The organism is Streptomyces sp. NPDC026538, from assembly GCF_055567535.1.
In genome coordinates this window covers 236896-252455 of the sequence record NZ_JBVHQG010000011.1, presented here as the reverse complement: position 1 = coordinate 252455, position 15560 = coordinate 236896, and the positions used below count along the sequence as shown (strand labels likewise).

General features: G+C 71.2%; 9 protein-coding genes. 7 read left to right on the top strand and 2 right to left on the bottom strand.

Translation table 11 applies throughout. The features are described from left to right. Nucleotides 1-101 precede the first annotated feature (101 nt). Entirely contained in the window at nt 102-3155 is a 3054-nt protein-coding gene (locus ACZ4N4_RS36275) for a helix-turn-helix transcriptional regulator (RefSeq protein ID WP_467596864.1), read from the top strand. On the opposite strand, the gene ACZ4N4_RS36270 is transcribed toward ACZ4N4_RS36275, so the two are convergent. Together ACZ4N4_RS36270 and ACZ4N4_RS36265 are read right to left on the bottom strand one after the other, a co-directional pair. Continuing rightward, nucleotides 3143-4321, bottom strand: coding sequence for a PQQ-dependent sugar dehydrogenase (locus ACZ4N4_RS36270; protein WP_467596861.1), 1179 nt, complete (start codon nt 4319-4321; stop codon nt 3143-3145). The genes ACZ4N4_RS36275 and ACZ4N4_RS36270 overlap by 13 nt on opposite strands. 147 nt (nt 4322-4468) lie before the next feature. Then, nucleotides 4469-5470, bottom strand: a complete 1002-nt coding sequence (locus ACZ4N4_RS36265) for an aldo/keto reductase (RefSeq protein WP_453573381.1) — start codon at nt 5468-5470, stop codon at nt 4469-4471. Between the two features lie 72 nt (nt 5471-5542). Here ACZ4N4_RS36265 and ACZ4N4_RS36260 point away from each other — a divergent pair, with 72 nt between their 5' ends. The 6 genes from ACZ4N4_RS36260 to serA all read left to right on the top strand — a co-directional run bounded on the left by ACZ4N4_RS36260 (nt 5543) and on the right by serA (nt 15509). Next, a complete protein-coding gene (locus ACZ4N4_RS36260; protein ID WP_467596859.1) occupies nt 5543-6493 on the top strand; it encodes a 2-hydroxyacid dehydrogenase in 951 nt (316 codons plus the stop codon). Nucleotides 6494-6895: 402 nt separating this feature from the next. After that, nucleotides 6896-9934 (top strand): putative bifunctional diguanylate cyclase/phosphodiesterase, encoded by a 3039-nt coding sequence (locus ACZ4N4_RS36255; RefSeq protein WP_467596857.1) that lies wholly within the window; start codon nt 6896-6898, stop codon nt 9932-9934. 243 nt (nt 9935-10177) lie between these two features. Next, on the top strand, nt 10178-12028 hold the full coding sequence (locus ACZ4N4_RS36250) for an acetolactate synthase large subunit (protein ID WP_467596854.1): 1851 nt from the start codon (nt 10178-10180) through the stop codon (nt 12026-12028). Between the two features lie 21 nt (nt 12029-12049). After that, complete coding sequence (ilvN, locus tag ACZ4N4_RS36245; protein ID WP_123973946.1) at nt 12050-12574, top strand: acetolactate synthase small subunit; 525 nt, start codon at nt 12050-12052, stop codon at nt 12572-12574. A 119-nt stretch (nt 12575-12693) separates the two neighbouring features. Then, nucleotides 12694-13692: a ketol-acid reductoisomerase gene (ilvC, locus tag ACZ4N4_RS36240; protein ID WP_360484627.1), complete on the top strand. Its 999-nt coding sequence runs from the start codon at nt 12694-12696 to the stop codon at nt 13690-13692. Between the two features lie 227 nt (nt 13693-13919). After that, nucleotides 13920-15509: a phosphoglycerate dehydrogenase gene (serA, locus tag ACZ4N4_RS36235; protein WP_453573393.1), complete on the top strand. Its 1590-nt coding sequence runs from the start codon at nt 13920-13922 to the stop codon at nt 15507-15509. Nucleotides 15510-15560 lie beyond the last annotated feature (51 nt).

Here is a 15560-nt window from a genome sequence, read left to right as displayed (position 1 = left end):
GACTGCCGTCGGATCGCACGCTGCAGGCCACGCCGCCGGGTCGTATGACAAGCGGACCGGGGTTGTGGAAAACCGCTGCCGTCCACTCCGAGGCGCATGCGATGCTCTGGCCTGTGGAAACCAGGTCCGTGAGTCCCGTGTTCGTAGGCCGCAGCGACGAGCTGGGGACGCTGAACGAGGCGCTGGCCCGTGCCGAGGCCGCCGAGCCGCAGGCGCTGCTGCTCGGCGGTGAGGCCGGGGTCGGCAAGACCCGGCTGGTCGAGGAGTTCGCCGCGGCCGCCTGCCGCCGGGGCGCGGTCGTCGCGCTCGGCGGCTGCGTGGAGATCGGCGCCGACGGGCTCCCGTTCGCCCCCTTCTCCACCGCGCTGCGCGCGCTGCGGGCCGCGCTGCCCGACGAGCTGGCCGCGGCCGCCGCCGGGCAGGAGGACGAACTGGCCCGGCTGCTGCCGGAGTTCGGCGAGGCATCCGCCGGCCGCCACGACGAGCAGGGCATGGCCCGCCTCTTCGAGCTCACCGCACGACTGCTGGAACGGGTCGCCGCCGAGCGCACGGTGGTCGTCGCCCTGGAGGACCTGCACTGGGCCGACGCCTCCACCCGCCACCTCCTCTCCTATCTGCTGCGCACCCTGCGCACCGGCCGGCTCGTCGTCCTTGCCACCTACCGCTCCGACGACATCCACCGCCGCCACCCGATGCGCCCGCTCCTCGCCGAACTCGACCGGCTGCGCACCGTCCGCCGTATCGAACTGGCCCGGTTCAACCGGGATGAGGTCGGCCGCCAGATGGCCGGCATCCTCGCCGCCGAACCCGACCCCGCCCAGGTCGACGAGATCTTCGAGCGTTCCGACGGCAACGCCTTCTTCGTCGAGGAACTCGCCGTCGCCTGGGCCGAGGGCTGCTGCACCGGGCTCACCGACTCCCTGCGCGACCTGCTGCTCGTGCGGGTCGAGGCGCAGTCCGAGAGCGCCCAGCGGGTCGCCCGGATCGTCGCCGAGGGCGGCTCCACCGTCGAGTACCGGCTCCTCGCCGCCGTCGCCCAGCTCGCCGAGGACGACCTCATCGAGGCGCTGCGCGCGGCCGTCGGCGCCAACATCCTCACCGCCACGCCCGGCGGCGACGGCTACCGCTTCCGGCACTCCCTGGTCCGCGAGGCCGTCGCCGACGACCTGCTCCCCGGCGAACGCTCCCGGATCAACCGGCGCTACGCCGAGGCCCTGGAGTCGGACCCCGGGCTGGTGCCGGCCGACGCGCGCGTGACCCGCCTGGCCAGCTACTGGTACCAGGCCCACGACCCGGCCAAGGCCCTGCCCGCCGTCCTCCACGCCTCCGTCGTGGCCCGCCGCCGGCACGCCTACAGCGAGCAACTGCGGCTCCTGGAGCGGGCGATGGAACTGTGGGACACCTCACCCGAGGAGATCCGGGCCGCCCTGCGCCCCGTCGACTACACCGACGTCTACCCGCCCTGCGGCTGCGATCCGGCCACCACACCGCTGCGCTACCTCGACCTGATGGCGGAGGCGGCGGTCGCGGGCCGCTTCTGCGGGGAACGCGAACGCGCCCTGAAGATCACCAAGAGGGCGCTGCGGATGGTCGAGGACGAGGGGGACCCCCTGCGCGCGGCCTGGTTCTGGGTGCAGCGCTCCCGGCTGGTCCAGGACCTGGCCCGGGGCGACGGCTGGCAGGAACTCGGCACCGCCCAGGACCTGGTGCGCGGCCTGCCGCCCTCGGAGGTGCACGCCGACGTGCTGGCCAACGTCGCCAACTGGTGCATGCTCCACGAACCCGGCCCCGAGGCCTTCGCCGCCGCCGAACGGGCCGTGGAGTACGCGCGGATGGTGGGCGCCCGGGAGATCGAGCTCAACGCCCGCATCACCCTGGGCTGCCTCATGGTCGACGCCGGTGACGTCGAGAACGGCATGGCGGAACTGCGCCGGGTCAAGGAGACCGCCCTGCGGGAGGGCGCGGCCAATGTCGCGGGCCGCGCCTATGTGAACCTGCCCTCCGAGCTGGACTCGGTCGGCCGCAGCGGGGAGGCGGTGCCCATCCTGCGGGAGGGACTCGTCTTCGCCCGCAGGTACGGCCTGCTGGACTCCGAGGTGTGGATCTGGGGCAACCTCTCCGACTCGCTGTACGCGCTCGGCCAGTGGGACGAGGCCGCCGAAGCCGCGGCGGGCGCCCTCGGCTCCGCGGCCAGCGCCAAGCCCCGGGGCGCCGGCGCCCTGCGCCTCGCCAAGATCGCCCTGGCCCGTGGCGACGCCGCCGAGGCCGCCCGTCAGCTCGCCATCGCCCACGAGCACTACGGCACCCACGACCCGATGCCCCAGGCGCTGCTGCCCGTCGCCCGGATCGCCGTCGGCGTCGCGGCCGAGGAGGGCCGGCTCCTCGACGCCCGCGCCGAGCTGGACCGCGCCCTGGACCGCGGCTTCCCACCGGGCACCCAGCGCTACGGCTGGCCCCTGCTGCTGGCCGCCGCCGCTGCCGAGGCCGACGCCCGCGCCCTGCCCGCGGTGGCCGACGGCCGCGCCGAGTTCCTCGACCGGCTCACCGAGGCCGTGCGCAAGCTCACCACCGGTGCGCCCCTGTGGCTGGCGTACGAACGCTGGACCCGGGCCGAACTGCACCGCGCCCGGGGCACCGACACCGTCGCGCTCTGGTCCGACGTCGTCACCGACTTCGAGCGCCTGGACCGCCCCTACGACCTCGCCCGGGTCCGCCGTCGCCTCGCCCAGGTCCTGCTCGAAGAGGCGTCCGACGACGACGGACGCGACCGCGCGACGGAGCTGCTCCGGCTGGCCGGGGCGGTCGCCGCCCACCTGGGCGCCCGCCCGCTCGCCGAGGCCGTCGCCCTGCTCGCCCAGCGCGCCCGCCTCGGTCTCACCTCCGACACCCCGCGCCGGGCCCTGGACCCTGCCGAGAGCCTCGGCCTCACCAACCGGGAGCGGGACGTCCTGCGGCTGGTCTCGGCGGGCCGTACCAACCGTCAGATAGCCGAGGAGCTCTTCATCTCCCCGAAGACCGCCAGCGTCCACGTCTCCAACATCCTGGGCAAGCTCGGCGTCTCCGGGAGGGGAGAGGCCGCCGCGGTGGCCCACCGCCTGGAACTGTTCCCGCCGGACCGCACGGACCGCACGGCCACCGCCGGTCAGCGCACCTGAAGCTCCAGGATCCGGTCGTCACCCGACTTCGGCCGGCCACGCCCGTCGGTGTTGCTGGTCACCAGCCACACCTTGTCGCCGCCCGCCGCCACGACCGTGCGCAGCCGGCCGTACTCGCCCTTGAGGAAGGCCTGTGGTTCGGCGCCCGCGACGGTGCCCTTCAGCGGGATGCGCCACAGCCGCTGGCCCTTGAGGCCGGCCATCCAGATCACCCCGTGGACATAGGCGATGCCGCTGGGGGAGGCGTCGTCGGTGTGCCACTGGGCGATCGGGTTCACGTACCTGGCGTCCGAGGACCGGCCCTCCGCGTTCGGCCAGCCGTAGTCCCCGCCGGGCTTGACGGCGTTCAGCTCGTCCCAGGTGTCCTGGCCGAACTCCGAGGCGAACAGCCGCTGGTGGTCGTCCCAGGCCAGGCCCTGCACATTGCGGTGACCGTAGGTGTAGACAGGGGAGCCGGGGAACGGGTTGCCGGGGGCCGGGTCGCCCTCCGGGGTGAGCCGCAGGATCTTGCCCCCCAGGGAGTCCTTGTCCTGGGCGAGACCCCGCTGCCCGCTCTCCCCGGTGCCGGCGTAGAGCATGCCGTCCGGGCCGAAGGCGATCCGCCCGCCGTTGTGGATGAACCCCTTGGGGATGCCCTTGAAGATCGTGTCGGGGGCGCCCAGCTGCTCCCCGGCCGGCTTGCTCCGGTCCCAGAGCAGGCGCACGATGCGGTTGTCGGAGGCCGAGGTGAAGTACGCGTAGATCATGTGGTCCGAGGCGAAGTCGGGGGAGAGGGCGATGCCCAGCAGACCGCCCTCCCCGGCCGCGGACACCCCGGAGACGGTGCCCAGCTCGGTCTTCTTCCCGGTCTTCTCGTCGACCTTGCTGATCGTCCCGTCGTCACGGTCGGAGACGAGCAGCCCGGAGCCGTCCGGCAGCGGCGCGAGACCCCAAGGCGACTTGAGCCCTCCGGCGACCGTGCGCACCACCTTCACCGACCCCGTGGCAGGCGCGGCCGACTCACTCGCCCCGGCGGACGCGGAGGAACCACCGGAACCCACCGACGACCCCCCGGCCCAGGTCGGGGTGGGCAGATCCCCACCACCGCCCCCGGAGGAACAACCGGCCGCGAGCAGGAGCCCGGCCGTGACCAACAAGGCGGGCACAACTCGTCGTTGCACGATCATGGTCCTTTCGACGGCTCTTCTCCGGCGACGTTAGTGCAGCGCCCCGTAAGGGGCGCGGGACTGTGCCGATATGCGGCTCCGCCGCGCGGGCGCGACCAGCCGACATGGCGCCGCACCCAACCACGGGCAGATCACGGCAATTGACTGCTAATCCCATGATCCCTGTGCGGCAGGCAGTGAGCCCAGCTCGGCGACATCCTCCGCGGTCAGCCGCACGTCCACTGAGCCGGCGTTCTCCGTCGCCCACCGGCACTGCTTGGTACCGGGAACCGGCACCACATGCCGCCCCTGCGCCAGCACCCACGCCAGCGCCACCTGAGCCGCGGTGACACCGTCGCCCCCCTGTCGGCCCGCAACCCGCCGCAGCCCTGCCACGATCGGCTGGTTGGCCGCCATCATCTCCGCCGTGAAGCGAGGGTGCCGCGCCCGCACGTCGTCCGGTTCGAAGCCCTCGCCCGGCGTGAGCGTGCCGGTGAGGAAGCCGTTGCCCAGCGGCATCGCCGCCAGGAAACCCACCCCCCGTGCCTCGCACCACGGCAGCAGCGCCTCCAGCGCCTCCGGCGACCACACCGACAGCTCCGCCTGCACCGCGCTCACCGGAAACACCTGCTGCACCCGCTGCAACTGGCGCAGGGTCGCGTCATGCAGCCGCGCGCCGGACCTGCGCCCCCCGCGCGCCCCCAGGGCGCACAGTCCCAGCGCGCGCACCTTCCCCGCCTGCACCAGCTCTGCCATCGCGCCCCAGGTCTCCTCGACGGGGACCTCGGGATCGGCGCGGTGCAGCTGGTAGAGATCTATGACGTCGGTCTGCAGCCGCCGCAGGGACGCGTCGCAGGCCCGCTTCACATAGCCGGGCCGGCCGTTCGCCACGATGTGCTGGTCGCCGACCAGCAGGCCCACCTTGGTCGACACGAAGGCCTCGGCGCGCCGCTCCTTGAGCACCCGCCCCAGCAGCAGCTCATTGGTGAACGGGCCGTACATGTCCGCGGTGTCCAGCAGCGTCACGCCCAGGTCCAGCGCCCGGTGCACCGCCCTCACCGACTCGTCACCGCGCTGCCGCGACCCGCTGTAGGCCCAGCTCATCGGCATGCACCCGAGTCCGACGGCCCCCACCGCGAGCGCCCCCGCGCCGATCGTCCTGCGCTCCACCAGCTCGTGAACCTCCTTCTAGAGCCCCCAACCTAACCTCTGCGCGCGCACTCCCTGACATAGCCTCCTGGCATGACCCAAGACGCATGGCTTCCCATCCCGCTGAGGGAGTTCCAGGAGCTCCCCGACGGGCTCAACTATCTCTTCTGGGACGGAGACCAGGACTTTCCCGGTGATCCCGCCGACTGCGCCGTGTATGTGGTCCCCTACACGAAGCCGCAGAAGGTGCGAGCGCGGCCGCTGCCGGAGATGCGCAACCTGCGCCTCATCCAGACCCTCACAGCCGGTGTCGACGACATGATCGCGGCCCGCGCCCTCATCGTCCCCGGCGTGCCGCTGTGCAACGCGCGCGGGGTGCACGAGGCGAGCACCGCCGAGCTCGCGCTCACCCTGACCCTGGCGTCCCTGCGCGGTGTCCCGGGGTTCGTGCGGGCCCAGCAGCAGGGGCACTGGGAGGGCGGCTTCCACCCCGCCCTCGCCGACAAGAGCGTCCTCATCGTCGGTTACGGCGCCATCGGTTCGGCCATCGAGGACCGGCTCGTGCCGTTCGAGGTTGCGCGGGTGGCGCGCGTCGCGCGCTCCGGGCGCGCCTCGGCGCGCGGTCCCGTGCATCCGCTCACCGAACTGCCGCAACTGCTTCCGGAAGCCGACGTCGTCATCCTCGCCACACCGCTCACGGACAGCACGCGTGGCCTGGTCAACGCGGATTTCCTCGGGCGGATGAAGGACGGCGCACTGCTCGTGAACATCGCGCGCGGGCCCATCGTGGACACCAAGGCGCTCCTCGCCGAGCTGGAGAGCGGCCGCCTCACCGCCGCCCTGGACGTCACCGATCCCGAGCCGCTGCCGGCCGGACATCCCTTGTGGCAGGCGCCCGGCGTGCTGATCAGCCCCCATGTCGGCGGCCCCACCTCGGCCTTCCTGCCGCGCGCCAAGCGGCTCGTCACCGACCAGTTGAACCGCTTCGTGAACCGGGAGCCGTTGCGAAACGTGATCCTTACGACGGGATCCACCGACAACTGACAATCGCAGCAACACGCGTGTAATCCGCTTCCGGTACGGTCCGCGACCTTCCGGGCGCGGTGGGTACGCGTATAGCCGCTGGTCGTCACGGAGCGTAGAGAAGCTATGTCCCTGAGTGACGAGACTGGTGTATCGTCCCGACAGGGGCTGCGCCGTGCACCGTTCGGCGCCGGGGATGGACATTTCAGATTTGTGAGGGGGGCGACGGGCGATGCACGGCCTATGGACGAACGATCCGACGCGGCGGAGCCGCCGGCGGCGACCCTGGCGCACAGCTGCGCGCAGACGCGGCCACCACACCAGCCATCACCACCACCGCAGCCACAGCGGACGCAAGAGGCACGCTCACCCAGCGCACCGGGACCAGAGGGAGCCGGGCGTGGCGCGGACCGGGAGCATCCGGTGACAGCGCCGACGCCTGTGCCGACCGCCCTCCCCGGAGCGCTGCGGGCGCAGCCTCCGGCGGGAAGGCCGAACTCCCGGCCGCCGGCCACCGGCGGCGGGACCGGCGTGGTCCGTCAACTCGTCCTGGCCCTGATCTGCGCGGGATACGCCGTCGGTTCCGCGTTCGACTGGGGCTCGAACCAAATCGCCCTGTTCATGGGCGACTTCGGTCTGACCGCGGCGGCCGGCGCCGCCGCCGTGTCGTGCTTCTGCTACGCGCGCTCCCCGCGGGTCCGCTTTCGACCCGCGTGGCTGCTGTTCGCCCTCTCCTCGGCGATGGCGGCCCTGGGCAACGCGGTCTGGGGGTGGTACGAGGTCGTGCTCCAGCGGCCCGTGCCCAGCCCCAGCTACGCCGACCTGTTCTTCCTGTGCTTCGCGCCGCCCGCCATCGTCGGTCTGCTGGTGCTGGCCAAGCGGCCGATGACCAAGGCCGGGTGGATCTGCCTGGGGCTGGACGCCTGGCTGATCGGCGGCTCGCTGCTCACCCTGTCGTGGAGCCTCGCGCTCGCCCAGGCCGCCCGGCTCGACGGGCCCAGCGTCGCGCACACCGCGCTCTCGCTGGCCTACCCGCTGCTGGACATCGCCCTGGTCAGCATGGTGCTCGCGCTGCACTTCCGGCGCTCGCCTGGCAACCGCACCGCGGTGAACACCGCGATCGGCGCCCTCGCCCTGACCGTGATGTGCGACGCCCTGTTCACCTCGCCGCTGCTGCACAGCAGTTACCGCTCCGGCCAGCTGCTGGACGCGGGCTGGTTCGCCGGCTCGCTGCTGCTGGCGTACGCCCCCTGGGCCGCGCCACGGCCGACGGGGGAGCCCGAGGGGCACACCCGCGTGGTCCACGAGCACGTGCCCGGCGGGCGGGCCACGGTGCCCAGGCAGGCGTCCGCCCCGGGCGGCGAGCACGTCCGGTACCCGGCGGGCCGCCCCCTGGCCGGCTCGCTGGCCGCCCTCACCCCGTACCTGGCCGCCGCCGTGTGCACGCTGGGCATCCTCTACAACGTGCTCAACGGCCGCAGTCCGGACCATGTCGTCCTGATCACCGCCGGCTGCGTGGTCCTCGCGCTCGTGGTCCGCCAGGGCATCATGCTGCTCGACAACATCACCCTCACCCAGGAACTGGCGCATCAGGAGAACCACTTCCGCTCCCTGGTGCAGGGCTCCAGCGACGTCATCATGATCGCCGCGCCCAACGGCATCCTCCGGTACGTCTCCCCTGCCGCCGCCGGGGTCTACGGACGGCCCGCCGAGGAGCTGGTCGGCTCCGAACTGGGCAACCTCATCCACCCGGAGGACCTGGGCTGCGTGGTGCACGAGGTGCGCCGCTTCCTCGCCACCGGCCCACTGGAGGAGGCCACCACCCGTATCGAGTGCCGTTTCCGGTCCGGTGACGGCGGCTGGCTCAACGTCGAGTCCACCGTCAACCGGCACCACGGCGGCCTCATCTTCAACAGCCGGGACGTGACCGAAAGAGTGCGGCTGCAGGCGCAGCTCCAGCACAACGCCGAGCACGACCCGCTCACCGACCTGCCCAACCGCGCCCTGTTCACCCGGCGGGTGCAGCAGGCCCTGTCCGGCCGCCGTTCCTCCGACCGGGGCCCCGCCCTGCGGAACACGGCCGTGCTCTTCATCGACCTGGACGGATTCAAGGCCGTCAACGACACCATCGGGCACCAGGCCGGCGACGAACTGCTCGTCCAGGCCGCGCGCCGGCTCCAGGACGCGGTCCGCCACGGCGACACCGCCTCCCGACTGGGCGGCGACGAGTTCGCGGCGCTGATCGCCGGAGACGGCACCCGTGACCGCAGTGCCCGGGAGCGGCACATCCTGGAGCTCGCCGACCGCCTCAGGACGACCCTCTCGCAGCCGTACGCCATTGACGGCAACGATGTCCGTGTCAACGCGTCCATCGGTGTCGCCTTCGCCGAACCGGGTCTGGGTGCCGGTGAGTTGCTGCGCAACGCCGACCTGGCGATGTACCGCGCCAAGTCGGCCGGAAAGGGCCGCGTCGAGCTGTACAGGCCGCAGATGCAGCAGGACGTCGTACGCAAGGCGGAACTGGCCACCCGGCTGCGGGCCGCGCTGCACGACGGCGAGTTCGCGCTGCTGCACCAGCCCGTGGTGTGCCTGGAGAGCGGCCGGATCGACTCGGTCTCCGCACAGGCGCGCTGGCGCTCCTCCCAGGGGGTGCTGTTCACGCCCGCCGAGTTCCTGCGGGTGGCCGAGGACAGCGACAAGACCGCCGAGCTGGACCGCTGGATCCTCCAGGAGGCGGTCGAACAGGCCGCCGAGCGGGCCGCCAACGGGCTCGTGGTGCCGGTCGCCGTCCGGACGTGTGCCCGGCGGCTGCTCGACCGGTCCTCGCCGCTCGGCTCCGTGGAGGCCCTGCTGACCCGGCACGGGCTGCCCTCGGGGGCGCTGGTCCTGGAGCTGTCCGACACCGACCCCAGGGTTCCGCTGGACGACCTGGAGCGGCGCCTGACCGCGCTCAGCCGGCACGGTGTCCGGATCGCGCTGGACGGCTTCGGCAGCGGCTACGCGGCGATCACCGCCCTGCGCAAGCTCCCCGTCGACATGCTCAAGCTCGACCGCAGCCTGGTCGAGGGGGTCGTCGAGTCGCCCCGGTTGCACAAGATCACCAGCGGGCTGCTGCGGATCGCCGGCGATCTCGGGCTCCAGTCGGTGGCCGAGGGCGTGGACCTGCCGGAGCAGGTCACGGCGCTGCGCGCGATGGGGTGCACGCACGGGATGGGCATGGCCTTCTCCGGCCCGGTGGACGAGTACCGGCTGCGCCGGGCCCTCGGTTCCGGCCACTATCCGGTGCCGCACGCACCGGCCGAGCCGGCGTTCGCGGGCGCCGCCGGAGGCGAACGAGCCATGGAGAGGGGCGCGGGGGTGTACACCGGTGGTGTGCCCGCGGTCGCCGGTGGGGTGACCGCCGTGTTCGGAGGCGGCAGTGCCCTTCGCTCACATAATGAGACTCCCGTCCCACCCACTTGACACGTGGTGCGCGTCAGAGGGAGGGTCAGTTCCATGCGCACCCGAATTCTCGTACTTGGACAGCGCGTCGGCTGAGCTGGGACCCACCGGAGAACGATCCGGAAACCCCAGCGACCACACCGGCGCGCTCCCCTCGCTTGCCTTTTGGCACGAGGGGTTTTTTGTTGCACCAGCACCAGACGTACGGCGGCAGAAATCCGTACGAACCTCGCAAAAACCCTCAGCATCGAGAAGAGAATGCCGATGACCGAGCAGGCCCCGGGGGCCCACCATCCGCAGCCGCGGCCCCGTTCCGGAGGACAGCAGTCCGCGCCCGTCGAGCACGTCACGGGTGCGAAGTCCCTCATCCGCTCCCTCGAGGAGGTCGGCGCTGACACGGTATTCGGCATTCCCGGCGGCGCGATCCTGCCGGCCTACGACCCGCTGATGGACTCCACCCGGGTGCGCCACGTCCTGTGCCGGCACGAGCAGGGCGCCGGTCACGCGGCCACCGGCTACGCGCAGGCCACCGGGAAGGTCGGCGTCTGCATGGCCACCTCGGGGCCGGGTGCCACCAACCTGGTGACGCCGATCGCGGACGCGCACATGGACTCGGTGCCGCTCGTGGCGATCACCGGGCAGGTCGCGTCCTCCTCGATCGGCACGGACGCCTTCCAGGAGGCGGACATCGTCGGCATCACCATGCCGATCACCAAGCACAACTTCCTGGTCACCAAGGCCGAGGACATCCCCCGGGTCATCGCCCAGGCGTTCCACATCGCCTCCACCGGACGTCCCGGCCCGGTGCTGGTCGACATCGCCAAGGACGCCCTCCAGGCGAAGACCACCTTCTCCTGGCCGCCGGTCATGGACCTGCCGGGCTACCGCCCGGTGACCAAGCCGCACGCCAAGCAGATCCGCGAGGGTGCCAAGCTGATCACCTCCGCGAAGCGGCCCGTCCTCTACGTCGGCGGCGGTGTCATCAAGGCCGGCGCCACCGCCGAGCTGAAGGTCCTCGCCGAACTCACCGGAGCGCCCGTCACCACCACCCTGATGGCGCTCGGCGCATTCCCCGACAGCCACCCGCTGCACGTGGGAATGCCGGGCATGCACGGTGCGGTCACCGCCGTCACCGCGCTGCAGAAGGCCGACCTGATCGTCGCCCTCGGTACCCGCTTCGACGACCGCGTCACCGGCAAGCTGGACAGCTTCGCCCCGCACGCCAAGATCGTCCACGCCGACATCGACCCCGCGGAGATCGGCAAGAACCGCGCCGCCGACGTGCCGATCGTCGGGGACGCCCGCGAGGTCATCGCCGACCTGATCCAGGCGGTGCAGAAGGAGCACAGCGAGGGCCACCAGGGCGACTACACCGCCTGGTGGAAGGACCTCAACCGCTGGCGCGAGACCTACCCGCTGGGCTACGACCTGCCCGACAACGGGTCGCTCTCCCCGCAGCAGGTCATCGAGCGCGTCGGGCAGCTCGCTCCCGAAGGCACGATCTTCGCGGCGGGCGTCGGCCAGCACCAGATGTGGGCCGCGCACTACGTGCAGTACGAGAAGCCCGCCACCTGGCTGAACTCCGGCGGCGCCGGAACCATGGGCTACGCGGTCCCGGCCGCCATGGGCGCCAAGGCCGGACAGCCCGGCCGGACCGTCTGGGCGATCGACGGCGACGGCTGCTTCCAGATGACCAACCAGGAACTGACCACCTGCGCCCTGAACAACATCCCGATCAAGGTCGCCATCATCAACAACGGTGCCCTCGGGATGGTCCGCCAGTGGCAGACCCTCTTCTACAACCAGCGGTACTCCAACACCGTGCTGCACTCCGGGCCGGACGACGTCAACCCGGACGCCCGCGGCACCCGCGTCCCCGACTTCGTGAAGCTGTCGGAGGCCATGGGCTGCTACGCGATCCGCTGCGAGTCCCCGGACGACCTCGACAAGGTCATCGAAGAGGCCAACTCCATCAACGACCGCCCGGTCGTCGTCGACTTCATCGTCCACGAGGACGCGATGGTGTGGCCGATGGTCGCCGCCGGCACCTCCAACGACGAGATCATGGCCGCCCGGGACGTCCGCCCCGACTTCGGCGACAACGAAGACGACTGAGCGAGAGAGACGTAAAAGACCATGTCCAAGCACACGCTCTCCGTTCTGGTGGAGAACAAGCCGGGCATCCTGGCCCGGATCGCCGCGCTGTTCTCCCGGCGGGGCTTCAACATCGACTCGCTGGCCGTCGGCGTCACCGAGCACCCCGACATCTCCCGCATCACGATCGTGGTGAGTGTCGAAGCCCTGCCGCTGGAGCAGGTCACCAAGCAGCTCAACAAGCTCGTCGAGGTGCTCAAGATCGTCGAGCTGGAGCCGGGTTCGGCCGTTCAGCGGGAACTCGTTCTGGTGAAGGTGCGCGCCGACAACGAGACGCGCTCCCAGATCGTCGAGATCGTCCAGCTGTTCCGCGCCAAGACCGTCGACGTCTCCCCGGAGGCCGTCACCGTCGAGGCCACCGGCAGCAGCGAGAAGCTGACCGCCATGCTCAAGATGCTGGAGCCGTTCGGCATCAAGGAGCTCGTGCAGTCCGGCACGATCGCGATCGGCCGCGGCGCGCGTTCGATCACCGACCGGTCGCTGCGCGCGCTCGACCGATCTGCGTAAGGCTGGAAACGGACGGCCGACGGTTGCCGGCCGCCCGTATGCCGAGACCCCGAAACTTCCCTTCCGACCGCCGTCATACGGTGGGACGCACCATCCGCACACCAAGGAGAGAACCCAAAGTGGCCGAGCTGTTCTACGACGCCGACGCCGACCTGTCCATCATCCAGGGCCGCAAGGTCGCGGTCATCGGCTACGGCAGCCAGGGCCACGCCCACGCGCTGTCGCTGCGCGACTCCGGTGTCGACGTCCGTGTCGGTCTGCACGAGGGCTCCAAGTCCAAGGCGAAGGCCGAGGAGCAGGGCCTGCGTGTGGTGACCCCGGCCGAGGCCGCCGCCGAGGCCGACGTCATCATGATCCTGGTGCCGGACCCGATCCAGGCCCAGGTCTACGAGGAGTCCATCGCCCCGAACCTGAACGACGGCGACGCGCTGTTCTTCGGCCACGGCCTGAACATCCGCTACGGCTTCATCAAGCCCCCGGCCGGCGTCGACGTCTGCATGGTCGCCCCGAAGGGCCCGGGCCACCTGGTGCGCCGTCAGTACGAGGAGGGCCGCGGCGTTCCCTGCATCGTGGCCGTCGAGCAGGACGCCACCGGGAACGGCTTCGCGCTGGCTCTGTCGTACGCGAAGGGCATCGGCGGCACCCGCGCCGGCGTCATCAAGACGACCTTCACCGAGGAGACCGAGACCGACCTGTTCGGCGAGCAGGCCGTCCTCTGCGGTGGTACCTCCGCGCTGGTCAAGGCCGGTTTCGAGACGCTGGTCGAGGCCGGTTACCAGCCGGAGATCGCCTACTTCGAGTGCCTGCACGAGCTGAAGCTGATCGTGGACCTCATGTACGAGGGCGGCCTGGAGAAGATGCGCTGGTCGGTCTCCGAGACCGCCGAGTGGGGCGACTACGTCACCGGCCCGCGGATCATCACCGACGCCACCAAGGCCGAGATGAAGCAGGTCCTCGCCGAGATCCAGGACGGCACCTTCGCCCGTAACTGGATGGACGAGTACCACGGCGGTCTGAAGAAGTACAACGAGTACAAGAAGCAGGACTCCGAGCACCTGCTGGAGACCACCGGCAAGCAGCTGCGCAAGCTGATGTCGTGGGTGAACGAAGAGGCGTGAGCCCCAGGTGACGGGGCCGGAGCGGCATGTTCCGGCCCCTTGTCCACCCCGTCGGATCTCGGACGGGTGATCCTTCCGCAGAGGCGCAGGACGACCACCACCACGCCACTACACTGCCGTAATACATACGCGTCAGGCCCACAGCGTCGTGCGTCTCCACGCGGCAAGCCCCTCCACCGCCAGCGGCCGTCGGGACGGCCGTCCGCATTGGACATGTGAGGACTCACGTGAGCTCGAAACCTGTCGTACTCATCGCTGAAGAGCTGTCGCCCGCCACCGTCGACGCGCTGGGCCCGGACTTCGAGATCCGGCACACGAACGGAGCAGACCGGGACGAGCTGCTCCCGGCCATCGCCGACGTGGACGCGATCCTGATCCGCTCCGCCACCAAGGTCGACGCCGAGGCCATCGCCGCGGCGAAGAAGCTGAAGGTCGTCGCACGAGCCGGCGTCGGCCTGGACAACGTGGACGTCTCCGCCGCCACCAAGGCCGGCGTGATGGTCGTCAACGCGCCGACCTCCAACATCGTGACCGCCGCCGAGCTGGCCTGCGGTCTGCTGGTCTCCACCGCCCGCAACATCCCGCAGGCCAACTCGGCGCTGAAGAACGGCGAGTGGAAGCGCAGCAAGTACACCGGTGTCGAGCTCGCCGAGAAGACCCTCGGTGTCGTCGGCCTCGGCCGCATCGGCGCCCTGGTCGCCCAGCGGATGTCCGCGTTCGGCATGAAGGTCGTGGCGTACGACCCCTACGTCCAGCCTGCCCGGGCCGCGCAGATGGGCGTCAAGGTGCTGTCGCTGGACGAGCTGCTCGAAGTCTCCGACTTCATCACCGTGCACCTGCCCAAGACCCCCGAGACGGTCGGTCTGATCGGCGACGAGGCGCTGCGCAAGGTCAAGCCGTCGGTGCGGATCGTCAACGCGGCGCGCGGTGGCATCGTCGACGAGGTGGCGCTGTACGCGGCGCTCAAGGAGGGCCGGGTCGCCGGCGCCGGCCTCGACGTGTACACGAAGGAGCCGTGCACCGACTCCCCGCTCTTCGAGCTGGACCAGGTCGTCTGCACGCCGCACCTCGGTGCCTCCACCGACGAGGCCCAGGAGAAGGCGGGCATCGCGGTCGCCAGGTCGGTCCGTCTGGCCCTCGCCGGCGAGCTGGTCCCGGACGCGGTGAACGTCCAGGGCGGGGTCATCGCCGAGGACGTCAAGCCGGGCCTGCCGCTGGCCGAGCGCCTCGGCCGCATCTTCACCGCGCTCGCCGGTGAGGTCGCGGTCCGCCTCGACGTCGAGGTCTACGGCGAGATCACCCAGCACGACGTGAAGGTGCTGGAGCTCTCGGCGCTCAAGGGTGTGTTCGAGGACGTCGTCGCCGAGACCGTCTCCTACGTCAACGCCCCGCTGTTCGCGCAGGAGCGCGGTGTCGAGGTCCGCCTCACCACCAGCTCGGAGTCGGCCGACCACCGTAACGTCGTCACCGTGCGCGGCACCCTCGGCAGCGGTGAGGAGGTCTCGGTCTCGGGCACGCTGGCCGGCCCGAAGAACCTCCAGAAGATCGTCGCGGTCGGCGACTTCGACGTCGACCTCGCGATCGCCGACCACCTGCTGGTGCTGCGCTACGAGGACCGGCCGGGTGTCGTCGGCACCGTCGGCCGCATCCTCGGCGAGGCGGGCATCAACATCGCCGGCATGCAGGTCGCCCGGTCGATCGCGGGCGGCGAGGCGCTGGCGGTGCTGACCGTCGACGACACGGTGACCTCCGGTGTGCTGGCCGAGGTCGAGGCGGAGATCGGGGCGACGTCGGCCCGTTCGGTGAACCTGGTCTGATCTCTTCCCACCGGCCCACCCGACTCGGTCGGCTGGAGGGCTGGACTCGTT